We start from the raw sequence: 24,002 nt of genomic DNA, 5'->3' as shown, positions 1-24,002 counted from the left end.
ACCTGCTATGCCCGCTCCCACGCTCTCGTCTAAACTGCCCGACGTAGGTACCAGCATTTTCGCCGTAATGACGCAGTTGGCTGCGGAGCACGGCGCCATCAACCTGGCCCAGGGTTTTCCCGATTTCAACCCGCCCGCTGCGCTTACCGAAGCCCTGCAACGCCACACCCTAGGTGCGCAGCACCAGTACGCGCCCATGCCCGGCCTGCCCCGCTTGCGCGAGCTGATTGCCGCCAAAACGGCCGCCGTGTACGGCGTACCCGCCCCCGACCCGGTAACCGACGTAACCGTAACCACTGGCGCCACCGAGGCGCTGTACGCCGTGCTGGCCGCCGTGGTGCAACCCGGCGACGAGGTAGTAGTACTCGAGCCTGCTTACGACCTCTACGGCCCGGCCATTCGCCTGCAAGGCGGCACGCCCGTGTACGTGCCGCTCACGGTGCCCGATTTTCGCCCCGATTGGGAGCGGATAAAGGCGGCTATTACCCCGCGTACGCGGCTAGTAATGGTAAACACGCCGCACAACCCCACCGGCGCGGTTTTCACCGATGCCGACTGGCAGCAGCTAGCCAAAATTCTGGCGCCCACGCAAACCTTTTTGCTGAGCGACGAGGTGTACGAACACATGGTTTTTGACGAGCGGCCGCACCGCTCGGCGCTGCAGTACCCCGAGCTGCGCGAGCGGGCTTTCGTGCTGTCGTCGTTTGGCAAAACCTACCACGCCACCGGCTGGAAGGTAGGCTACTGCTTGGCACCGCCCGCCCTGAGCGCCGAGGTGCGCCGCGTGCACCAGTTTGTTACGTTCAGCGTGAGCACGCTTTCGCAGCTGGCCATTGCCGATGTGCTGGGCGACGTAGCCTCGTACGACTACCTGCCCGCGTTTATGCAGCAAAAGCGCGACTTATTTGGCGAGCTGATGCGCGATACGCGTTTTGAGCTACTGCCCTCTGAAGGCTCGTACTTCCAGCTGGCCCGCTACCAGCGCATTGCCCCCAACGAAGACGACGTGACGTTTGCGCGCCGCCTTACCACCGAGGCCGGCGTAGCCGTGGTGCCCGTATCGGCCTTTTACCACAACCAAACCGACCACGGCCTGGTGCGCTTCTGCTTTGCGAAGCAAGACAGCACCCTGCGTGCCGCCGCCGAGCGCCTGCGCCAACTGTAGCTGCGAGCCAACGCCTGCTTGTCGGCCGCGCTGCACTGTTTGTACTGCAGCGCGGCCGGTTTGCTTTTTTCGTAGATACCTGCTCCTGGCCTAGGTTGTGTTTGCGCCCAGGATTAGGTAACATGCCGGACAATCCGCTACGCCCTACCTCCCCATCACCTGTGTCCGACCTAACAGTTTCTTTTGTCCAGGCTTCGCTGCAATGGCACAAGCCCGAAGACAACCGTGCCGAGCTGGCCTCGCACATCGACGCCATATCTATTGCTACAGATTTGCTGGTGCTGCCCGAAATGTTCACGACGGGCTTTAGCATGGAGGCCGCCCAGCTAGCCGAGCCCGTGGAGGGCCCCACCCTGGCTTGGATGCGCAACCTGGCCGCCTCGCGCGATGCCGTGGTTACGGGCAGCGTGATTACCGAAGAAGACGGCCACTACTACAACCGCCTGCTGTGGGTACGCCCCGATGGCACCTTCAGCCACTACAACAAGCGCCACTTGTTTCGGATGGCCGGTGAGCATGAGGTGTACACCCCAGGCCAACACCGCCTCGTAGAGGAGTGGCGCGGCTGGCGCATCTGCCCACTGATCTGCTACGATTTGCGCTTCCCGGTGTGGAGCCGCAACACTGCCGCCGAGCCCTATGATTTGCTGCTGTACATGGCCAACTGGCCTGCTGCCCGCCGCACCGCCTGGATTACCCTGCTGCGTGCCCGCGCCATGGAAAACTTGGCCTACACCATGGGTGTGAATTGCCTAGGTACCGATTTGCGCGGCAACAGTTACGAGGGCGACTCGGCCCTGCTCGACATGAAAGGCGAGTACCTGGTGGAAGTAGGCAACCAGGAAACCAGCATCACGCGCACCCTGCGCCGCGCCGACCTGGAGGCGTACCGCATGCGCTTTCCGGCCCTGCTGGATGGCGACGCGTACGAGTTGCAGCTATGAATTAGCAACTAGAACCTGTTGTATGCTGGCCCTGCACTAGATGCGCGGAGCGCTGCTCGCTGCTCCTGCACTTTTTGAAAGCTAGACGCCAAAGCTTAGGTCTGATTCGGGGCCAACAACTGTCCGCTAATACCCGACAACCGAAAAACGCTGCACGCCGCGGCGGCCTTCGGCATCGGTAGCTTCGAGCAAGTACACGCCTGCCGCCAGCGCTTGCACCTTGAGCTGATGCCTGCGCGCAGGTGCGGTGGCTTGCATCACCACGCGTCCGCGCAAATCGCGGATTGCCACGCGCGTGGGCGCAGCGGTTTCTACTACTACTTTGGTGGTGGCGGGGTTGGGGTACAACTGCAGCGCCAGCGCGGCGGCTTGGTTGCTGCGGGTGCTGGTAACGCGGTTGCGCGTGCCGTAGAGCAGCAAACCGCCCGTTTCGAGGCCCACCACCACTTCGGGGGCGCCGTCGTTGCTAAGGTCGGCGGCTACCACGTGGTTGCGGGCGCGGGTGTTGGCGCCTAGGTGGGTAGCCTCGTACTGGCCGGTGCGGCTGTTGAGCACTAAGTCGGTGCGCTCCACGAAGGTGCCGTTTTGGGCGCGGTAGTTGGCGTACATGCGCAGCACGCCGGTATGGTCGATGGTGAGCAGGTCGGGGGTGCCGTCGCCGTCGGCATCGGTTACGGTGGGTGCTAGGGTAAACGGCCGCTCGCCATTAGCCATTCTGATGCGGCCAAAATCATCATTCACCAAGCTAAAGCTCTCCTCCAAGGGCTGCGCCGGGTTGCGGCGGTAGTACAGCAGCGAGCCAACGGTGTTGATGGAGTTGGTACCCAGCAGCAAATCGAGGTTACCGTCGCCATCCACATCGGCAAAACAAGGCGTGTCGCCGGCGGTGTTGCCTAAGTTACGCAGATAAGTAAGCTGGGTGGTGTTGAAGGTGGCCGGCTGGTTGGCAGCGGCCGTGTTCAGAAAGTAGAACACAAACGATGCCCCTTGGTGAGTAGCGCCAAAGGCGAGGTCCACGGCGCCGTCGCGGTTAAGGTCGGTGAGCGTGGGGCGCAAGCCGCGGAAATTACGCGCCGACAGCCCTAGGTAATCGGCGTCGGCGAGGTTGAACACCGGCCGGCTGCGCGTACCCACGTTGCGGTAAAAAGCCAGGGTGGCGCGGTAGTTGGTTTCGGTGAACGGCGCACCGTACTGCTCGCCGTGGTTGGCCACAAGCATATCCACGAGGCCGTCAGCGTCGAGGTCGGCGAAGGCGGCGGCAGCACCTTCGCTCACGTCGAGCATCTGATCGGTCAGGAAACCCGTGGTGCGGCGCACGTAATTAGGCGCCGTAGCCGTGCCCGTGTTTTCGAACAGCTGCACGTTGTTGCGCAGGCTCACGCGGTCGGTGTTATCGAGCAGTCCCGATGCTACTACCAAATCGGGCTTGCCATCTTGGTTGGCATCGAGGCTGAAGGGTACGGGGTAGTTCACCAGCGAAACCACTCCTAGGCCGTTGGGCAGCGTGGCTAGCTGGCTGCTGCTGTTGGTGGCGGCCAGTTGGGCGGTGCCGGTGTTGCGCAAGCCCACCAACTCGGGGCAACCGTCGCGGCCCAGCAGCAAATCCTGGTCGCCATCCTGGTCGAAATCTTGCAGCAGCAAGCCAAAGCCACCCGTGTGGTTGGTACCGTTGGGCCGGCAGGCTACCCCGCCCGTGGCGTAGCCCGTGCAGGTGCTAAAGCACGACATGATGCCGCCCCAGTAGTCGCTTTCCTGCCGAAACTGCAAGCCGCCGCAGCCAGCGCTGGTGTTGCGGAAGTATTGCAGGTAGCTGCCGCTGGCAAAGTCGAACGACAGGATATCGAGCTTCCCGTCGCCGTCTACGTCCTGAATGGCCGGGATGTCGTAGCCACCTAGGCGAATGTTAAAACCGCCGGGGCCCGAGCCCAAGTTGTAGGTTAGCTGATTGCTGACTAGCTGAAACGTGGGCCGCCCAGCGGCATTGGCCACGTTGCGAAACACCCGCACGTCGCCGCCGCCAATCTGCGTCCAGAGGTCGGGGCGGTTGTCGCAGTCGTAATCGCGCAGCAAGGCCCAGTTCTGCAGGTCGCCGGGGAACAGGCTCTCGTACTCGGGGGCGTATTGCCAGCCGCGGCCGCCGCTGGCGGTGGGCACGCTCAGGTAGGTTTGCACGCGGTTGGTCATCCGCTCGAACACAAACAAATCTTGCTGCCCGTCGGCGTTCAAATCGATGCTGGAGAACTGCGGGCTGTTCAGTCCGCCCGTCCAGGCCAGCGGCAGTTCGTCCGCGCCGTTGCTAATGCCCGCCGCCTGCGGCCGGTACTCCAGGCCAAACTGGCTGGTTTGGGCCAACGCACCTAGGGGGAGCAGCAAGGCCATTAGGGCAGGTAGCAATCGGGGCATAACGGGCAGAAAAACAGAAGAACGACGACAAATGCTGAACGAGCACAAACAAATAACAAAATTTGCTGCCGGGGTTCCTTGCCCCTGCTACGTTTAACCCCGCCGTATGTCGCTTTCTGCCACCACCGCCGACCTTTACGCCCGCTTTCAGCAGTGCCGTGCCGTAAGCACCGACACGCGCCAGCCGCAAGATGGCACCTTGTTTTTTGCCCTGAACGGCCCCTCTTTCCGGGGCGCCACGTTTGCTCCGCAGGCCCTCGAAAAAGGCGCTCTGTTTGCCGTGGTCGACGATGCCGAGCTGGCCGCCACCAACCCCGAGCGGTACTTCTACGCCCCCGACACCCTGCTGGCCCTGCAGCAGCTGGCGCTGCACCACCGCCGCCAGCTGGGCAGCATGCCCATCGTAGCCATCACCGGCTCGAACGGCAAAACCACCACCAAGGAGTTGCTGCACGCCGTGCTTAGCCGCCGCTTTCGGGTGCAATACACCCGCGGCAACCTCAACAACCACATAGGCGTGCCGCTTACCTTGCTCACTATCAGGCCCGATGAGCACGACATGGCCGTGGTGGAAATGGGCGCCAACCACCAAGGCGAAATCGACAGCTACTGCCAGTACGCCGAGCCTACGCACGGCCTCATCACCAACATTGGGAAAGCCCACCTCGAGGGCTTTGGCGGGATAGAAGGCGTGGCCAAAGGCAAAAGCGAGCTGTTCCGGTACGTGGCCGCCCACGGGGGCACGGCCTTCGTGAACACCGCCGATGCCCGCCTACCCGAGCTGAGCGCGCCCGTAGCCCAACGCATCACCTACCCCAACGCCGGCGACACTTACCCGGCCGAGCTGGTAGCTGCCGCCCCGCACGTAAGCATGCGCTTATTCGACGGCACCCCCGTGGAGGCTGCCATTACCGGTGCCTACAACTTCGTGAACCTGGCTGCGGCTGCCGCGGTTGGCGCCCACTTCGGTGTGCCTACCGCCGATATTACGGCTGCCCTGGCCGCCTACGACCCCACCAACAACCGTTCGCAGCTGGTGCGTACCGAGCGCAACCAGGTAATTCTGGATGCATACAACGCCAACCCCAGCAGCATGGCCGCCGCCATTCTTAGCTTGGCTGCCCGCCCCGGCGAGGCCAGTCAAAAAGTGGCCTTAATAGGCGATATGTTCGAGCTAGGTCCCGAAAGCCAAGCCGAGCACAGTGCCCTGGGTGAGTTGCTGGCTCAGCAGCAGTTTGGCACCGTGGTGCTGGTGGGCAAAGACATGCAACATGCCGTGCGCCCCGGTTTTCAGCACTTTGCTACCAAAGCCGAAGCCGCCGACTGGCTGCGCCAGTACCCGCTAGCCGAGCGCCAGATTTTGGTGAAAGGCTCGCGCGGCATGGGCCTGGAAACGCTGATGGAACTGCTGTAGAACCGAGCGTTGCACCGCATAAGCAAAAACCACAACGCCCGTACGAAACCGTACGGGCGTTGTGGTTACAAGCTAAACAGGTAGCGGCCGCAGCAACAACCGCCCGGCGTGAGGCCTAAAACGGCGAATCGAACTCGGCCAATAACGGGTGCACCTCGTCTTTGGGCGAAACGTTAGGGTTTTCTACGCCCCATTCGATGCCTAGCTTCGGGTCGTTCCACATCAGCCCACCCTCCGAAGCCGGGTGGTAATAGTTAGAGCACTTGTAGAGGAAGATGGTGTCATCTTCGAGGGCCAAAAAGCCGTGCGCAAAGCCCGTGGGCACATACAGGATGTTGGCGCGCCCGGCATCGAGCACCACCTTGGTATGTTGGCCGTAGGTGGGCGAATCGCGGCGGATGTCCACTACTACATCGAGGGCCCGGCCTTTGGCCACGCGCACCAGCTTGGCCTGCGCATAAGGCGGCCGCTGAAAGTGCAACCCACGCAACACGCCGGCTTGCGACGACGATTGGTTGTCTTGCACCCATTCCTCTTGAATACCAGCCTTCTCAGCCAGCAAACGGGCGCTAAACGATTCGAAAAAGGCGCCGCGGGCATCGCCAAATACACGCGGAACAAGCTCGATAACACCAGCCAGCGGGTGCTTAATTACTTCCATCGGGGGGTAGAATACAGGAGTCGGTAAATACAGGGGCTCGTACGTACGCAGCGGCAAGTTAGGCAGTTTGCCGCGCGCCTTGGCGCCGCAGGCCTACTTCGTCCACGATTTTAAGGTATTTCTGCAGCACGATGCGTTCATCAAATTTCTGTTCGGCCAGCTGGCGCGAGGCTTCGCCCATGCGGCGCAGCTCGGCATCGGGCAGGCGCAGTACCTGCAGCATTTTGGCGGCTAGGTCGTCGGCCGAGCGCACTTCGCACAGGTAGCCGTTTTGGCCATCCAGCACGGTTTCGCGGCAGCCCGGTACATCCGTAGTCACCAGGGGTTTGCCCATGGCAGCGGCTTCGAGCAGGGTTTTGGGCGTGCCCTCACGGTACGAGGGCAGCACCACGCAGTTGGCCTGCCGGATGTGCGCAGGCACGTCGTCGGAGGTGCCTAGGTACTCCACGTTGCCGGCTTGCAGCCACTCCTCAAACACAGCCCGCTTTACGCCCACACCGCCCGATTCGTCGATGCCCCCTAAGAGCTGAAAGCGGGTACCGGGCACCTGCGCGCGCACTTGCCGGGCCGCTTCGAAGTACTCCTCCACGCCTTTCTCGTACAGCACGCGGGCAATCATCAGGAACACGAAGGGCTCGTGGCGTACGGGTGCGGCCGGGTCGGGCCGGAACTTATCCACATCAATACCCGAGCCGGGCAACAGGTCGGTAATTTCCTTCTGCACTAGGCCGTGGTCCAGAAAAAGCTGCCGGTCGTCGTTGTTTTGGAAAAATACCCGCTTCGGAAATTGAAAGGCAAAGCGGTAGAGCCCTAGGGCAACTTTGCTCACCAGGTTTTTAACAATAAACACCGTGCCCAAGCCCGATACGTTGTTCACACTCGGAATGCCCGCCAGCTTGGCGGCCAGCGTGCCGTAGATGTTGGGCTTAATGGTGTACTGCAGCACCACATCGGGCCGCTCGCGGCGGTAGATGTCGTAGAAGCGCTTGGTGAGCAGGGAATCCTTCACGGGGTTGGTGCCCTTGTTTTCCATCGGAATGGGCACGTAGCGGCAGCCCAGCTCCGTTTCGAGCCGCTGCGAGTACGCATCGGGCGGGGCTATGGCCAGCACCTCGTGGCCGGCCGCCTGCAGGGCCTGCACCAGGTTGCGGCGGAAGTTCCAGATGTTCCAGCTGGTATTGATAACGATGGCAACGCGCATAAAAAAGCCGGCGCTGTAGGGCTACCGGTTTGCAAAGGTAGGCACACCACGCGGGTGGCGCATGGTACGGTTGATCAGCCAAGTGGTTGCACAACGAAATGGGTGGGCACGTTTAGCCGCAACAACGTGTTCTTACATACTACAATGGCCGTTTTGCTGCGTTAGCAAGCTCCGCAGCCCAATCAATTGGCCGTACCTTGCAGCAGCTAACCTGCGCGCCCACCCAGCTATGATTGAAACTCCGCGTCTTCAGCTTATTCCTTGCACTGCGGCTCACTTTGAGGCGGCTTTGGCGGGCCACCACGTGCTGGCGGCGGTGCTTGGCGTTGCTGCTGCTCCAAACTGGCCCGGCTCGCCCGAGGCTGTGCAGGCCCTAGGTGCCGGTTATCAGCACCTGCGCCAACAACCTGCCCTGCTGGGTTGGTGGACGTACTTAGTAGTGCACCGCGAGGCTCAGCAACTGATTGGCCTTGCCGGCTTTAAGGGGCGCCCCGATGCCGAAGGCAACGTAGAAATCGGCTACAGCCTGATGCCCGAGTACCGTGGCCAGGGCTTGGCTACCGAGGTGGCGCAGGCACTGGTAGCATTTGCCTTCGAACACCCCGACGTGCAGCGTGTGCAGGCTCTCACTTTGCCCGAGCGCAACGCTTCGTGCCGCGTGCTCGAGAAGGCCGGGCTGCAATTTGTTGGCCCTGCACTCGACCCGACCGAAGGCGAAATGTGGCAATGGGCCCGCCCGCGCGCAACTGCCGCCTCCCATGGTTTACGCTCGGCCCTAGGTGTTGCCGCAGCGGGGTTACTGGCCGTAGCCCTAGGTGCCTGCACCGACAACACCTCAGCCAGAGCGGCGGAGGTGGCGGGCCAGCAGGCCAGCACCGAAGTGGCAGCCCCGGCCGAAGCAGCCATTGCCGATGCCGGCAAAACGTTGTTTTTGCAGAACTGCGCCATTTGCCATGGCCAAAACGGTAAGCTAGGCCTCAACGGTGCTCACGACCTTACCAAAAGCAACCTCAACCAAATGGGGCGCGAGTATATGGTAACCAACGGCCTAGGCAAAATGCCCGGCTTCAAGGGCCAACTTACGCCCGAGCAGATTTCGCAGGTAGCGGCGTACAGCCTTACGCTCAAATAAGCGTTGCTTGCACAAGCGGCTTGTTTGCTTCGCCTCCAACTTTCCTTTTTCGTATAATCTTTGAAGAAGCCTGCCGGCTGGCGGGCTTCTTTTTCTTTCCGATTCTCAGCTATGGGCAACCCCTCTTCCAAACGCCGCCAAAACAGCACCCGCCACCCCGGCGCCACCGATTCGGTGAAGGGCCGGGTAGGCCGCATCCTAGCCAAAGGCAACAAAACCGCTACCTACGAAACCGCTCTTGAGGCCGAAAAAGCCGTGCTGGTAGCCGTACCCGATAAGCGCGAAGACGACGCCATCATCACGGAGTCGCTCGACGAGTTGGCATTTCTGACGGAAACCGCCGGCACCGTACCCATTAAGCGCTTCGTGCAAAAGCTCGAGAAGCCCGACATCCGCACCTTTGTGGGCTCGGGCAAGCTCGAGGAAATAAAGGCCTACGTGCAGCACGCCGGCGCTACCACCGTCATCTTCGACGACGACTTGTCGCCCTCGCAGCTGCGCAACCTTGAGAAGGAACTGAAGGTGAAAATCCTCGACCGCACGCTGCTCATCCTTGATATTTTTGCCCTGCGCGCGAAAACCGCCACGGCCCGCACCCAAGTTGAGCTGGCGCAGTACCAATACCTGCTGCCCCGCCTAACCGGCCTCTGGACTCACTTGGAGCGCCAACGCGGCGGCGTGGGCATGCGTGGCCCCGGCGAACGAGAAATCGAAACCGACCGCCGCGTAGTGCGCGACCGGATTTCGTTGCTGAAAGACCAGCTCAAAGATTTCGATAAGCAAAGCCAAACCCAGCGCAAATCACGCACGGGCATTGTGCGCGTAGCCTTTGTGGGCTATACGAACGTGGGTAAAAGCACCCTGATGAACCTGCTGAGCCGCGCCGATGTGTTTGCCGAAAACAAGCTGTTCGCTACCGTCGACTCGACGGTGCGCAAGGTGGTGCTCGAGAACGTGCCGTTTCTGCTCTCCGATACCGTAGGGTTTATTCGCAAGCTGCCCACGCGCTTGATTGAGAGCTTTAAATCAACGCTCGATGAGATTCGCGAGGCCGATCTGCTGCTGCACGTAGTGGATATTTCGCATCCTATGTTCGAGGAGCACATTCAGGTGGTGAACGATACGCTCAAGGATATCGGCGCCGCCGACAAGCGCACCATTCTGGTGTTCAACAAAATCGACCAATACAGCACCGACGTGGACATTGCGCAGCACCTGCACGACGTAGAGCCCGACCACGACGAAGACGTGGTGAGCCGCGAAGAGCACCAGCACCGCCCCTCGCTGGAGCAGTTGAAAAGCTCGTACATGGCTCGCCTGCACGATCCGGTAATCTTCGTGTCGGCGCAGGAGCGCGTCAACATCGACGAGCTGCGCGAAATGGTAGCCCGCCACGTACGCACCCTGTACGAGCAGCAATACCCCGGCCATGCGCCTTTTGCCGATTTATCGGCGTACACGGCCGAAGCCGAATAAGCTTGAAATCAGGCTGGTGCACGAGCCGCTGCCCCTAGGTAGCGGCTCGTTTGCTTTTGTAACAATACCAATTGCAGCCGGTGCCTTTGGGAAGCCAAAAATTATTATGGCCCACAGCAGAAGTTTAAAGAGCTATACAGCAGCTATATATACTTTACTTAATTAAAAATTTATTAACCTATTTTTTGCAATCATGTAAAATACTCGTCTATTGATAGCCTGCTTTCCCACTTTTTAAAACCAAACACCGCTTTATGAAGAAAACCCTTTACGCAATTGCCCTTGCTGGCTTAGGTTTCGGGACAACATTGACGGCTGCTGCCCAAGGCACCCGCGACAAAGAGGTACGCCAGCCGGTAGTGCGCGGCGGCACCGACGAACTGCCCGAACGCTCGTGCGCCTCGATGGAGGTGTTAGCCGCCCAAATGGCCGCCGACCCCGCAATGGGTCAGCGAATGGCCAACATCGAAGCCCATACGCGCTCGTTCGTGGCGAATGCCGCCGGCCGCCGTACCACCGCTACTACGCCCATTACTATTCCGGTGGTGGTGCACGTGGTGTATAACACGGCTGCTCAGAACGTATCCGATCAGGCCATTGCCAATCAGATTGCGGTACTAAACCAAGACTTCGGCAAAACCAACACCGATGCCAGCCTGACTCCGGGCATTTATGCCGGCCTGGCCTCGTCCGTGAACGTGCGCTTTTCGCTGGCCCAGGTAGTACGCCGCCAAACCAAAACCAGCTCGTTCAGCAGCAACGACGCGGTGAAGATTACCAAGCGCGGCGGCAGCGACCCGGTTTCGCCGGAGAAGTACCTCAACCTGTGGGTGTGTAACCTAGGCGGGGGCTTGCTGGGCTACGCTCAGTTCCCCGGTGGCCCCCGGGCTACCGACGGCGTAGTAGTGCTGTACTCCTCGCTGCCAAATGGCACGGCCGCCAACTACAACCTAGGGCGCACGGCTACCCACGAGGTAGGCCACTGGCTAAACCTGCGCCACATTTGGGGCGATGCCACCTGCGGCAACGACTACGTAGCCGATACGCCCACGCAGCAAACCAGCAACGGCGGCTGCCCGGCCTTCCCGAAAATCACATGTAACAACCAGGGCGATATGTCGATGAACTACATGGACTACACTTATGACAAGTGCATGTACATGTTCACGGCGGGGCAGGCGGCGCGCATGGAGGCTGTGTTTGCAGCTGGCGGCCCGCGTGCTTCAATGGTTACGGCCAGCACCACTGCCAGCGTAACCAAAACATCGGCTTACCCCAACCCGGCAACGGATGTGCTGAACATTGGCACGCGCACTTCTGAGCGCGCCACTGTTACCGTGTACGACATCCACGGCCAAGTAATGCGCGGTGCCCGCTACGATGCCGCCACTGGCCAAGTACACGTGGAGAACCTGAACAAGGGCTTGTACCGTCTCACCATCACCGATGGTGAGCAGGTAACGCAGCAGAGCTTCGTAAAAGAGTAGGCTTTAGGCCGATATCCGACTAAAACACAAGAGCCCGCCTTGATTAAGGGCGGGCTCTTACGTGGCATTTAGCCATCAGAAAACGGTCCTGCGTAGTCGCATCAGCAGAGCAAACGACTGACACACAGGTAAAATAACAAAGCAAAACAAATACTTTGCTAAGTGCAATTTTCAACTTTCGCTAGCAAAAGTACACGTTTGCTTTAACAAAACCTCGTCAGTAAGTCGCTCGAGTAATAGTTTTTGCCGGATTTAAAAATTTGGCAATAAACAGTTGCGATTCTGTAGCGGAATATCATAATTGTCGGCCCTAATTTTCGATTCTCTCATTTCCCCGCCCCTCTTTCTCCACAACCAAACCATTTTTTCATGAAGAAAACCTTTTACGCTGCATTGGCCTGCTTGGGCCTAGTCGCATCGGGAGCAAAGGCACAAACGACACCCGTTCGTCAGTGCGCTACCATGGAAAACCTGGCTGCTCAAATAGCCGCCGACCCTACGCTGGCGCAGCGCCGCGCCGCCATTGAAGCCCAAACCGAATCGTTTACAGCTCGCCCGCAAACCACGGCGCAGCGCGGCACCGCGGTTACGGTAACCATCCCGGTAGTGGTGCACGTGCTGTACAACACCACCGCGCAAAACATTTCGGACGCCCAGATTCAGTCGCAGATTGCGGTGCTGAACGAGGACTTCCGTAAGCTGAACGCCGACGTATCGAAAGTGCCCGCTGCATTTGCAGGCCTGGCAGCCGATGCCGGTATTCAGTTTACGCTCGCTAAGCAAGACCCCAACGGCAACCCCACCACGGGCATCCAGCGCAAGCAAACCACGAAAACCTCGTGGGGTACCGACGACCAGATGAAGCGCTCGACCTATGGCGGCCTCGATGCCTGGCCTGCCGGCAAGTACCTGAACTTGTGGGTGTGCAACCTATCGGGCGGTGTGCTGGGCTATGCCCAGTTCCCCGGCGGCCCGGCCGCTACCGATGGCGTGGTAATCCTGACGACGGCATTTGGCAAAGGCGGCTCGGCTACGGCTCCGTTTAACCTAGGCCGCACCGGCACGCACGAAGTAGGCCACTGGCTGAACCTGAACCACATTTGGGGCGACGACAACGGCGCCTGCACCGGCACCGACAACGTGTCGGACACGCCGAACCAAGGTGCCCAGAACTACGGCTGCCCCTCTTTCCCGAAGGCATCGTGCTCGAACGGCCCCAACGGCGACATGTTCATGAACTACATGGACTACACCGACGACGCCTGCATGTACATGTTCAGCACGGGCCAATCGGCTCGCATGAATGCGTTGTTTGCTAGCGGCGGCGCCCGCGCTTCGCTGCTCACCTCTACCGGCGGTACCACCCCGGGCACTACGCCCCCGCCCACCACGCCTACCTACTGCGCCTCGAAGGGCAATAGCGTAAGCTACGAGTGGATTGACTTGGTGCAGTTGGGCTCGATCAACCGTACCTCGAGCAAAGATGCCGGCTACTACAACGGCACGGCCCTGAGCACCTCGGTAGCGGCCGGCTCTACGCAAACCATCTACTACTCGGCTGGCTACGCCTCATCGGCCTACACCGAGTACTGGAAGATCTACATCGACTACAACAAGGATGGCGACTTCACCGACTCGGGTGAGTTGGTAGCCAGCCGCTCGAGCAGCAGCAGCTCTACCCTGAGCAGCGCCTTTACGGTGCCAACCACGGCCAAGAGCGGCGCAACCCGCCTGCGCGTGGTAATGAGCGACAACTCGGCCACCACCAGCTGCAACAGCTACAGCTACGGCGAAACCGAAGACTACACCATCAACATCACGGGTGGCCTGCGTACTTCGACTGCTAGCCCGGCTACCGCTGCCGACTACAAACTGTTCCCGAACCCGGCTGCCGACGTACTGAACCTCGTGCTGCCGGCCGAGCACAACCCCGCCAACGTGCAGGTAGAAGTGCTCGACGCACGCGGCGCGGCCATGAAGCAAGTGCGCTACGACGGCTCGGGCATGCTGCAGGTACAAAGCCTGCCGGCCGGTGTGTACACCCTGCGCGTGCAAGATGGCGGCACGGTAGTTCACCAACGCTTCGTGAAGCAGTAACCTAGGGATACGCCCGGGTTACAACCCACAACAAAAAGCCCGCTTCGCCCCAGGTGAAGCGGGCTTTTTCGTGGCCAAAGGCCATTGCCCTGTAGCGCGGAACAAATTTTGCGCTACACTGCTGCCCTAGGTTGCCGCCCTCAATAACTATTTTGCCAGGGTGGCAGTAAAGCAAACAGCCACCCTGAAGCTCCTGCATTCCCGATGAAAACCTTGTACCTGATGCGCCATGCCAAGTCGAGTTGGAACTTCGACGGGTTGAGCGACAAAGAACGCCCCCTCAACAGCCGCGGCCGTGCCGATGCCCCGCACATGGGGCAGGCGCTGGCCAGCCGCAACATTCAGCCCGACTTGCTGGTAAGCAGCCCGGCAGTGCGCGCCCTGAGCACTGCTGCACTGGTAGCCAAGGAGCTGAATTACCCGCCCGATAGCATACAGGTGATACCCGGTATTTACGAAGCCGATGCCGAGCGGCTGTTCGATATCATCACAGAATTACCCGACGAGGCCAGCAGCGTATTGCTGGTGGGCCACAACCCTACCCTCACCGACACGGTAAATATGCTGTCGACGCGCAGCCTGAACGACATGCCCACGGCCGCCGTGGTGTGCTTGCACTTTCATGCCGACCAATGGGCGCAGGTGCACCGCGCCAATTCCGAGTTCTACTTCTACGACTACCCCAAGAACCACCACGATGAGTAGTTAGGCGCCTCGGCACGGGAACCCCACCTAGGCCGTTTTGCTTGGCTGCGATTGTCCGCTATGCCGCACCCTGCTTCCTCACCCTTCCCCCCCGAGCCTACCCTGCACAACCGCGAGCTTAGCTGGCTAACCTTTAACGCGCGGGTGCTGCAGGAGGCGCAGTGCCCCGACGTACCGCTGCTGGAGCGCCTGAAGTTTCTGGCCATCTTCTCCTCCAACCTCGACGAGTACTTTAAGGTACGCGTGGCCACGCTGCGCCGCCTGCAGAAGCTGAAGCGCAAAACGCGGGCAAAACTCGGCGACGACCCCACCGAGCAGCTGCAGCAAGTGCTGGAGGAGGTACGCCGGCAGCAAGAGCAGTTTGGCGCCACCTTCCGCGAGCAATTGCTGCCCGAGCTGCACCGCCACCACATTCACCTGATTACGGAGCGCGACCTCGACCAGGAGCAGCGCCGCTGGGTACACCACTACTTTCGGGAGCGGGTGCAGGATTTGCTTTCGCCCATGGTGCTCGACGACAACCTGCACTACTTGTTTCTGAAGGACCAGACCGTGTATCTCACGCTGTACCTTACGCAGCCGGTAAAAGGCAAGAAAGCCGAGGACGAAGAGCGGGTGCTGGTAATGGAGCTGCCCACCAAGCGCCACGGCGGCCGCTTTGTGGAGCTGCCTGCGCGCGGGCAGGAGCGCTACGTTATGTTTCTCGACGACGTAATCCGGTGCTACGCGGCCGAGTTGTTCCCGAAGTACCGCTCGGTGGAGGTGCACAGCATCAAGATTTCGCGCGATGCCGAGCTGGATATCCAGGAAGAGGTATCGGACAACCTGCTGTCTAAAATCAAGAGCAGCCTGAAAAAGCGCGAAACCGGTTACCCTGCCCGCCTGCTCTACGACCCCGCCATGCCCAAGCCGGTGCTGCGCGCCATTATGCAGAAAACCGGTATCGGCCGCGAAGAGTTGGTGGAGGGCAGCCGCTACCATAACTTCCGCGACTTTTTTGGCTTTCCGGGGTTTGGCCTGAAAGAGCTGCAGTACGCGCCCCAGCCGGCCCTGCCCCACCCCACGCTGCCGCGCAAAGACGACTCGATGCTGGCGGCCATGGCTGAGCGCGACCACCTCATCCACTTCCCGTACCAGTCGTTCGATTACGTAACGCGGCTGTTGCGCGAAGCCGCCAAAGACCCCGACGTAACCGACGTAGCCATTACGCTCTACCGCGTGGCCGATAAGAGTGCCGTAGCAAAAGCATTGCTGAAAGCAGCCCAAAACGGCAAACGCGTAACGGTTGTGGTGGAGCTAAAGGCGCGCTTCGACGAAGAATCGAATATTCGCTGGGCCGAAAAGCTGGAGCGGGCCGGCGCCACCGTTATTTACGGCGTGCCCGAGCTGAAAGTGCACGCCAAGCTGCTGCTGATTACCCGGCAAGAAGAGGGCAAGCCGCGCCAGTACGCCTACTTAAGCACCGGCAACTTCAACGAAGCCACCTCGCAGGTATACGCCGACCACGGCCTGTTTACGGCCGACGCCCGCCTTACCGACGAGATACTGCGCTTATTCGATTTCTTCCGCAACCACAAGCAGCCTGCTGCCTTTGAGCACCTGCTGGTAGCGCCGTTTGAGCTGCGGCCGCGCCTGCACCAGCTTATCGAAGCCGAAATGCACAATGCGCAGGCAGGCCAGGAGGCCTACATCATCCTGAAGCTAAACGCCCTGCAGGATGAAGAAATGATCCGGAAGCTGTACGAGGCCAGCCAGGCCGGCGTACGCGTGGAGTTGCTCATCCGGGGTATCTCGTGCCTGGTGCCGGGGCAAGCCGGCCAGAGCGACAACATTTCGCAGCGGGGCATCGTGGATCGGTACCTCGAGCACGCCCGGGTATACGTGTTTGCCAACAACGGCCAGGAGCAGGTATATGTAGCCTCAGCCGACTGGATGACGCGCAACCTCGAACGGCGCGTGGAGGTGGCTTTTCCCATCTACAATCCCGAAATCCGCAACGAAGTGCGGCACCTGGTTGACCTGCAACGGCAGGACAATACGAAGTCGCGCGATTGGCAGAACGAGTTGCTGCGCGGTCCCAACGCCGAGCCTGTACGGGCCCAGTTTGCTACCTACGAGTACTTGCGCAAGAAGAGCCGCCGTAAGTAACATAAATACTAGGTATAGAGCCTGTTGACTGAAATATCGGGCGTTGTCACCTAGAAATGATGCAGCGCGGGCTTCAGCCCACGTTTGCCAGAACGAAAACGTGAGGGCGATGATGCCCCTTCACCAACCGTTTCAGCAAACGCGGGCTGAAGTCCGCGCTACTTCGCATTTAAATGCTGCTGCACCTAGGGTTGCCGGCCAAATGCTTTGATGATGGCCGGGGTGATAAACAGCTCCAGGCTGCCATAAGGCGCACCGGCAAACTTCGAGTCGATGATCTTGAGGCGGTCGGAGTTGGTGCGGTCGAAGGCGTCGAATGCGTAGTTGTAGCGGTAGCCGGCTTCGGCCCCCAGCCACAGGAAATCGAAGATGGCTCGCTCCCAACGCCCGCGGAACTTCACTTCGGTTTCGCGGAGCTCGAGCGTGCGCAAGGCCTTGGAGTTGGGGTCGGGCTGTCCGTCGTCGACGCGGCGGCTTAGCGGGTTGCGCAGCTTAATGATGTAGTTGAAGCCATCGACGGTGTAGCCCGCGTAGAAGATGGAGTTGGGCGAAGTGTTGTAGCGCATGGTTACGCGGGCCGGAAACAGGGCCTCGATACCAAACCGCGGGTTGAAGGTGCGGTTGTAGAGCACGGCCGGGTACACGCTCTGGCGGCCAAAGGTGTAGCCCAGCTGCACGCCTACGCCCCACGAAAACGAGGGGCTGCGTTTCCAGCCGTACAAGAACTCCGACGACACCCGCAGGTAGTCGCGCAGCGCCAGGGCCGAGGAGGTATAGTCGCCGCTCAGCTCGCCCTTCACCCGGAAGATGTACCAATTCACCTCGTTGACAGGCCGGATAACGGCCAGCTGCGCACCTAGGGTTTTCAGGCCCTTGTCCTCGATGTTGTCGTAGAGCTCGTACTCGGTGGGCGGGTTTCGGAATTGAAATTCCTCGCGCTCGTAGTTCACCCCCAAAATCAGCTTCAGGTGCGGGTTGTTGAGCATGGGAATGTAGCCCTTAATCACGAGGCGGGCGTTCTTCTCGGCCTCGGTGGCGTAATCGCGCAGGCCTACTACTTGCGCATTCGATTCGGCCCGGAAGCGGGGCATGCGCTCGTAGTGGAAAATAAGCCCCTTGCTCGGGCCCATGCCCACCACGGATGGGGTAGCAAACTCCTGCTCGTCGGTGGCCGAATCGGGCTGAGCGGGCAACGGACGCGGGTACACTTGCCCCGGTGGCGTGATTTGCGCCTGGGCCGAGGCAGCAGCAAGCAGCAGCGCAAAAACAGCACCGCCGCGGTACGGACGGAAACGTGAAAGCATGAGGGAGAGCGGCTAGGCGCCGATGAGTCGATATCAGGTGCGCTGTGGGCGTCTTGCTTCTAACGATGCTACGCCCGAAATGGCTGTTGGCTGAGGCAATTTTTCGCTATAAACCCGAAGGCCTGCCCGCAAAGCTCAGCGCGCCCTAGGTGAGCAACACTGGCCAAGAGGCAGGCCTTCGGGTTTGTTGGTTTCAGGTGTCGGTTGCTAGTTGCCGGCGGTTAGTGGGCGGTGCGCAACCTAGGGCAGCGGCTAAAGGCAAATACCAGACAACCCACAACTACCAACTGACAACTAACATCTGACAACTGCTTAGAACAGGAAGTCGAAACCGACGTTGACGAGCCGCTCCTCGCCCACCGAGTAGGTAGCGTTGATAACGGCTTGCTTGAGTATGTCGATCCAGATACCGCCGCCTACGCCCGTGTGGAAGGCGCGCAGGCCCGTGCGAGTATCCTGCGAGCTGTACACGCGGCCCGCGTCGGCGAGGCCCAGAATACCAAACTTGCCCGGCACCAGGTAGGCGTTGAAGGCGAAGAGCTGCAGGCGGGCTTCGGCGTTGGCGTAGGTTACGCTGCGGCCGGCAAAGCGCGTGCGGCGGTAGCCGCGCAGGTTGGTGGTGCCACCCAGGGTATTGGCCTGGAAGAAACGGTAGTCGCCGAGGTTGCGCGCGGCCCCAATGCGGCCCGCCCATGTGAGCTGGAACGGGAAGTTGGGCGAAATGTAAAAGCGCACTTCCGAAGCCAAACGGCCATACTGCAGGTTTTCGCCGTTGAGCTGGCGGTTGTACTCGGCCGAGCCCGTAATGCGTAACCCAATGCGCGGGTTTTTGGGCGACGAGCTGGCGTCGAGGTTGAAGTAAGCCCGGCCACCAGCGTAGCGGTTCAGCTGAAAGTCGGAGGCTCGAATGCCAGTGGCCGCCCTGCTTACCCCGTTGCCGGTTACCGGGTCGAGGCCCTCGCGGATTTCGCGGCCTAGGTCTTCGCGACTGATGCGCCACTGGTCGTACTGCGGCCCGAAACCAACTTTCAGGAAGCTGAACAAGTCGCGCTCGAGCGTGGGCGCAAACGAGAAGCGCGAGAAGCGGATGCGGTAGGTTTCGTTGATGATGCGGTTGCCGAGTGCGTTGCCGCTGCCTTCGCCTTGAGCCACATTGCGGGTGTCGTTGCCTTTGCCGAAGTAGTTGTAGAGCAGCTGCGGACCGTAGAGCTGCGAGCTAAGCAACAGATCGTACTTGCCAAACAAGTTGGTGAAGATCCCGTTGTAGCGCACGTTGTACGCCCGGCGCGAGGGTGCATAGTTGGCCACCAGGGTTTGCTCGGTGGCAAATGGCTCGCGCCGGAACCCGAATGTGCGCAGCGTGGCCCCACCTCCCACGAAGATGCCGTCGTCGATGTTGTAGCCGAAGTAAGCGGCCGGGCCAAAGTAGGGCAGCTTGTAGTCTTTGCGGTCGGTGCGGGAGGCGTAGTCGTACTGGCTTACCTCGATGCCGGGCTCGAGGCGCAGGCGCGTTTCGCGGCCGGGCACAATTACGTTGCCGGTATCGGCATCGTACACCTGCAGGGAGTGCGGGCGCAGCAGCGAGCCGCCCACCCGGCTTTCGTCCACAATGGTGTCGCGGTCGGTGCCGCCGATGATGCGCACCCGGATGCCTTTGGGCACGTTGCCGGTTACGCGGTACGAGTCGTTGCCGGCAAAGCCGTAGAGGCGAATCTCTTTGGTCGTCTTGCCGTCGTAGGTTTGGTCCCAGAGGGTTTTGGTGGTCTGGCCCTCCTTGTTCACCTTCTTCACCAGCACCCGGGTTTTGTTATCGGGCAGGCGCTCCACCACAAAGCGTTCCTGTTTTTCGCTGCCTTTCACCTCCACCTTGCTGTTTACCACCTCGTAGTAGTCGGCGGCCAACTCGGGCAGCAGCTCGCGGCGGCTTTTCAGCTTGCGGGCAATTTCGGGGCCGTGCAGCTTGTAAATGTCGTCGGGCCAGCGGGTGCGCAGCGCCGAGTCGATAACGGCATCGGTGAGGCGGGCTTTCAAATCCTCAGCCGTTTTCACCCAGTCCTTTTTCGATACTTCACCTAAGAACACGCGGTCGTTGGCCAGGGCCGTCAGGTTCAGGCCCTTCCAGTCGGCGTAATCCTCGCCGAAGTTCTGGAAGTTGCGAATGGCCCACTTGCGGCGCGCCAGCCACGGGAAGAAACCATCGCCCTTAAAGAAAGCAATGTCGCGGTCTTCGGGCACGGCCGTAAAAGTTCGGTCGCCTTCTTCGTCCTTGCTTTCGGCCCAGCGCCACTGGTCTTCGTGTCGGTCCCAGTCGCCGATCCACATATCGAACAGGCGCGAGCGTACAAAGGCTTTGGCTTTGATCTTGTTGTCGTTGTCCTGGCGCAAGCGCTCCAGCACGCGGTCGGTGCCCACCAGGTTTTCGGCGTAACCTAGGGAGGCCACGTTCGACTGGTCGTCTTTGGCGTCTTCCTCAATCATGGCCGGCGTGTTCTGGAAGCGTGCCAAGTACTGGCCCAGCAGCGGGTCGCGCGGAATAAAGCGGCGCTCGGGGTTGGTGTGCAGAATGCCGGCAGCCTGCGCCAATGGCGGAATTACGAAGGCCGCGTACGGGTGTTGGGCCGAAATCTGATCCTGCAGAATGTCCTTGGCAGCGGTTTCGCGCAGGGCCTCGGGCAGCACCGCGGCGGGGTCCTTGTCGAGCGAACGGATGGTGTAGTTGCGGCCTTCTTCGTTGCGCACTTTTAGGGAAGCCGTTTGCTTGCCGCCCCCGATTTTGTAGGGCTCCAAGCCGCCTTTTTCGGTGGCGAGGTCGAGCACCGGAAACTTAACGGGCGTGGCCCACTCCTGGCGGTAGTGCTGGCCAAACAGCGCCTTATGAAAGCCGCTGCGTTTGGCATAGCGCGGGTTGATGGCCAACGTTACGGTTGAGTCGCGGAACTTGGGGCGGCCGGCCACATCTACGTTGAAGGGGTCGGTGGGCGTGGTGGGGGCGTCGCCGGCTACGGCTTGCTTGGCGTAGAGCGACTGGCGGAACACCAAGCGGCCCGATTGGCCCTGCTCGTTGGGCACCCAATACTCCACCCACACTTCGCCGTTCTGGTAGTAGTTCACGCGGGCAAAACCTTTCTCCTTGTCGGAGAAAATGGCCTCGCCGTTGCGGCCGGGCTTTACGTGCTGAGTTTTGCAGCCCGAGCCGCTCACAATGTGGTGCAGGTTTTCAGCTTTGAAATACTGCAGGTTGTGCTCGTGGCCGGCGGCGTAAATGGTGTTGGGGTACTTGTTGAAGATATCCATCAGCCCCTTTTTGTACTGCTGGTACAAGGGGTGCGGGATATCCTGCGATATGCCGCCGTACTTGCGCGCAAACGGGTAGATAGAGCCAATAATGGGCAGCGGTATAAATGCATATTTATACACGATGCTCAGCGGGAAAAAGTGGTCAGCGAGGGTGAAGTAGCCGCCGTGAATGCCATCGGAGAAGATGGGGTGGTGGCCCACCACAATCACGTTTTTGTTGCGGTGCTTGGCCATTAAATCCTCGAGCTGCACGAAGAAGTCGGTTTCGTTGGCTACGCCGCAACCGCTGTTGGCCCCGTAAGGCCGCTCGCGGGTTTGCAGAAACCACTGCGAGTTGATGGCAATAATGGCGAGGTTATCCTGCACCAGAATTTCGTAGGGGCCAGGGCAGCCGTTGCCGGGTACGTAAAACGGCCCCGTACGCGTGAAAGCGGCCGAATCGCGGTTCATGAACTCTTCGGCAAATACCTGCGCCCGAATTACCTGCTCGAGCGAGCCGGGCAGGCCCTGCTTCCAGTCGTGGTTGCCGGGTATCATGTACTTCTCGCCCTTGTAATCGCGCAGCACGTTGATCTGCTCAATCAGGCGTTGTTCGGATACTTTGCGGTCGTAGGCGCCCACGGGCGGCAGGCCGTACTCGTAAATGTTGTCGCCGAGGTATACGGTAGTGCTCCGCTCACCCGCTTTCAGGATTTCGCGACGCATAAAGTTGAGCGAAGGTTCACCGCCTTTTTCGGGCAGGGCAGGCGCGCCTACGTCGCCAATCAGAAACACGGAGTAGCGCAGCTGGGCGCTGTCGGGCGGGGTTTGCTGCTGCCAGTCCCTGCCGATGCCTCGGTAGTTGGGGCGCTCGGGGTGGGCAGCCTGGGTTTTGCCTTCCTGGGCTGCGGCGGGCCTCAGAAACAGGCTACCGACCAGCAGCAACAGGCCAGTCAGGAAAGGTCGGGTCATATTGCAGATGAGAAAGAAACGTGCGGGTTGAAGGCGCCGCCGCAGCAGCTACCTTGGCGTTTGAGAGACGCGTACGAGGTACAATAGTAGCCGATACGCAGCTCGACGCATCGGCGTTGGGTTGCCGCCGTTACGCACATTGGCCCTAGGTGGTTGAGCTACTTTTAGAACCCCGCGGCCGCGCTTGCGTTGTAAAGCCATTAGGCCCCGCCGTGGGCCGCACCTTCCGCCATCAATGGAAACGACTCCTACCCTCAAACCGGCAAAGGCCGAAATTGTAAAGCAGGCCAAAGCCTACGTCGAGCAGCTGTTTGAGCAGCAACTGCCGCCGCAGCTCGTTTATCATACCTTCAAGCACACCAACATCGTAGCCAAAGAAGCCGCCGCCCTAGGTGAGGCGGCCGGCTTAGCGCCCCAAGACCAAGAGGCCCTGGTACTGGCCGCCTGGTTTCACGATACGGGCTACATCGACCGCTACGACGGCCACGAGTACCGCAGCATGGAACTGGCCGAGCAGTGGCTGCAAGGCAAGGGCTACCCGGCCGAGCGCATTGCGTTGGTGAAAGACATCATCCGGGCCACCCACCGCGACGAGCCGCGCAAAACCGAGCTACACAAGCTAATGGTAGATGCCGACATGAGCAACCTCGGCCGCGACAACTGCCTGCCCGATGCCGAGCTGCTGCGCACCGAGTGGGAAGCCACCCAGGGCCGCGTGTTCGGCAACAAGGAGTGGGCCGAGTACCAGCTCGACTTTTTGCTGCAGCACAAGTTTTTGTCGGAGGCCGGCAAAGCGCGCTACAAAGAGCAGCTCAAAGACAACATCAAGGAGCAGCACAAGCAGTTGAAGAAAATCGGCAAAAAGGAAAAGAAGCAGCAGGAGAAGGCCGAAGGTTTTGCCGAGGGCAAGCGCGGTGTGGAAACCATGTTTCGCGCAACGTACAGCAACCACATTCAGCTCTCGGGCATGGCCGACCAAAAGGCCAACATGATGATCAGCCTGAACGCGGTGCTGCTGTCGGTTATCATTACCTACCTCGGGGCCAAAACCTCTACCCTAGGTCCGGCTTTCACCAAAAATCCCGTGCTGGCCGTGCCCATGGGCTTGCTGGTAGCTACGTCGCTGGGCTCGGTGGTTACGGCTATTCTATCGGCCCAGCCCGATGTAACAAGCTTTAAGTGGCTGCGCCGCTCGCCCCAAATTGCCACCAACCGCCGCGTAAACCTGCTGTTCTTCGGCAACTTCACGCGCCTCAGCCTCGACCACTTTCAGGACGGCATGCACGAGCTGATGCGCAACAAGGACATGCTCTACACCAACATGGTGACGGACATTTACTACCTGGGCGAGGTGCTGGGCCGCAAGTACCGCCTGCTGCGCGTGAGCTACACCATCTTCATGGTAGGTCTGATTTTGACCGCCCTGGCCTTCGGCATTGTAATGCTGTATAAGGCGTAAACAGGCGAGTTGCCAGAACAAGAGAAAGGTTTAGAACTCAAGTCAAAGCTAAGGCTAGGTGCTAGTTCCCCTCCTCAGATGAGGAGGGGTTAGGGGTGGTTGAAAAACTAGAATTAGCTTTAGTCGAAGTTCAGGACCTAGGTCAACTACCCCAGCCC

General features: G+C 60.3%; 15 protein-coding genes. 10 read left to right on the top strand and 5 right to left on the bottom strand.

Going from position 1 to position 24,002, the window contains the following annotated elements; all coding sequences use genetic code 11:
* Positions 1 to 7 precede the first annotated feature (7 nt).
* Together ASU33_RS06035 and ASU33_RS06030 are read left to right on the top strand one after the other, a co-directional pair.
* Positions 8 to 1,165, top strand: coding sequence for a methionine aminotransferase (locus ASU33_RS06035; RefSeq protein ID WP_059069274.1), 1,158 nt, complete (start codon positions 8 to 10; stop codon positions 1,163 to 1,165).
* Positions 1,166 to 1,326: 161 nt separating this feature from the next.
* Positions 1,327 to 2,109: an amidohydrolase gene (locus ASU33_RS06030; protein WP_078062919.1), complete on the top strand. Its 783-nt coding sequence runs from the start codon at positions 1,327 to 1,329 to the stop codon at positions 2,107 to 2,109.
* A gap of 126 nt (positions 2,110 to 2,235) precedes the next feature.
* Here the strand turns inward: ASU33_RS06030 and ASU33_RS06025 are convergent, their stop codons facing one another.
* On the bottom strand, positions 2,236 to 4,512 hold the full coding sequence (locus ASU33_RS06025; protein WP_078062918.1) for a T9SS type A sorting domain-containing protein: 2,277 nt from the start codon (positions 4,510 to 4,512) through the stop codon (positions 2,236 to 2,238).
* A gap of 106 nt (positions 4,513 to 4,618) precedes the next feature.
* Between ASU33_RS06025 and ASU33_RS06020 the strand changes: the two genes are divergently transcribed.
* On the top strand, positions 4,619 to 5,926 hold the full coding sequence (locus ASU33_RS06020) for a UDP-N-acetylmuramoyl-tripeptide--D-alanyl-D-alanine ligase (protein WP_059069268.1): 1,308 nt from the start codon (positions 4,619 to 4,621) through the stop codon (positions 5,924 to 5,926).
* A gap of 115 nt (positions 5,927 to 6,041) precedes the next feature.
* On the opposite strand, the gene rfbC is transcribed toward ASU33_RS06020, so the two are convergent.
* Positions 6,042 to 6,587: a dTDP-4-dehydrorhamnose 3,5-epimerase gene (gene rfbC, locus ASU33_RS06015; RefSeq protein WP_059069266.1), complete on the bottom strand. Its 546-nt coding sequence runs from the start codon at positions 6,585 to 6,587 to the stop codon at positions 6,042 to 6,044.
* 58 nt (positions 6,588 to 6,645) lie between these two features.
* Complete coding sequence (locus ASU33_RS06010) at positions 6,646 to 7,788, bottom strand: glycosyltransferase family 4 protein (protein WP_059069263.1); 1,143 nt, start codon at positions 7,786 to 7,788, stop codon at positions 6,646 to 6,648.
* Positions 7,789 to 8,017: 229 nt separating this feature from the next.
* Between ASU33_RS06010 and ASU33_RS06005 the strand changes: the two genes are divergently transcribed.
* The 6 genes from ASU33_RS06005 to ppk1 all read left to right on the top strand — a co-directional run bounded on the left by ASU33_RS06005 (position 8,018) and on the right by ppk1 (position 16,833).
* Positions 8,018 to 8,920, top strand: a complete 903-nt coding sequence (locus ASU33_RS06005) for a GNAT family N-acetyltransferase (protein ID WP_059069261.1) — start codon at positions 8,018 to 8,020, stop codon at positions 8,918 to 8,920.
* Positions 8,921 to 9,031: 111 nt separating this feature from the next.
* Positions 9,032 to 10,396 (top strand): GTPase HflX, encoded by a 1,365-nt coding sequence (gene hflX, locus ASU33_RS06000; RefSeq protein ID WP_078062916.1) that lies wholly within the window; start codon positions 9,032 to 9,034, stop codon positions 10,394 to 10,396.
* A 254-nt stretch (positions 10,397 to 10,650) separates the two neighbouring features.
* Positions 10,651 to 11,883, top strand: coding sequence for a M43 family zinc metalloprotease (locus ASU33_RS05995; protein ID WP_078062915.1), 1,233 nt, complete (start codon positions 10,651 to 10,653; stop codon positions 11,881 to 11,883).
* Between the two features lie 369 nt (positions 11,884 to 12,252).
* Complete coding sequence (locus ASU33_RS05990) at positions 12,253 to 13,980, top strand: GEVED domain-containing protein (RefSeq protein WP_078062914.1); 1,728 nt, start codon at positions 12,253 to 12,255, stop codon at positions 13,978 to 13,980.
* 204 nt (positions 13,981 to 14,184) lie between these two features.
* Entirely contained in the window at positions 14,185 to 14,685 is a 501-nt protein-coding gene (locus ASU33_RS05980) for a SixA phosphatase family protein (protein ID WP_059069252.1), read from the top strand.
* Between the two features lie 60 nt (positions 14,686 to 14,745).
* Positions 14,746 to 16,833: a polyphosphate kinase 1 gene (gene ppk1 / locus ASU33_RS05975; RefSeq protein WP_059069250.1), complete on the top strand. Its 2,088-nt coding sequence runs from the start codon at positions 14,746 to 14,748 to the stop codon at positions 16,831 to 16,833.
* 185 nt (positions 16,834 to 17,018) lie between these two features.
* On the opposite strand, the gene ASU33_RS05970 is transcribed toward ppk1, so the two are convergent.
* Together ASU33_RS05970 and ASU33_RS05965 are read right to left on the bottom strand one after the other, a co-directional pair.
* Positions 17,019 to 18,137: a DUF6268 family outer membrane beta-barrel protein gene (locus ASU33_RS05970; protein WP_059069249.1), complete on the bottom strand. Its 1,119-nt coding sequence runs from the start codon at positions 18,135 to 18,137 to the stop codon at positions 17,019 to 17,021.
* A gap of 312 nt (positions 18,138 to 18,449) precedes the next feature.
* Positions 18,450 to 22,385, bottom strand: coding sequence for a metallophosphoesterase (locus ASU33_RS05965; RefSeq protein WP_286130419.1), 3,936 nt, complete (start codon positions 22,383 to 22,385; stop codon positions 18,450 to 18,452).
* A gap of 235 nt (positions 22,386 to 22,620) precedes the next feature.
* On the opposite strand from ASU33_RS05965, the gene ASU33_RS05960 reads away from it, so the two are divergent.
* Entirely contained in the window at positions 22,621 to 23,844 is a 1,224-nt protein-coding gene (locus tag ASU33_RS05960) for a Pycsar system effector family protein (protein WP_059069247.1), read from the top strand.
* The last annotated feature ends 158 nt before the right edge of the window (positions 23,845 to 24,002 follow it).

Origin of the sequence: Solirubrum puertoriconensis, from assembly GCF_001483135.1 — a bacterium.
Classification (GTDB): domain Bacteria; phylum Bacteroidota; class Bacteroidia; order Cytophagales; family Hymenobacteraceae; genus Solirubrum; species Solirubrum puertoriconensis.
This window is presented reverse-complemented; position numbering and strand designations above follow the sequence as displayed.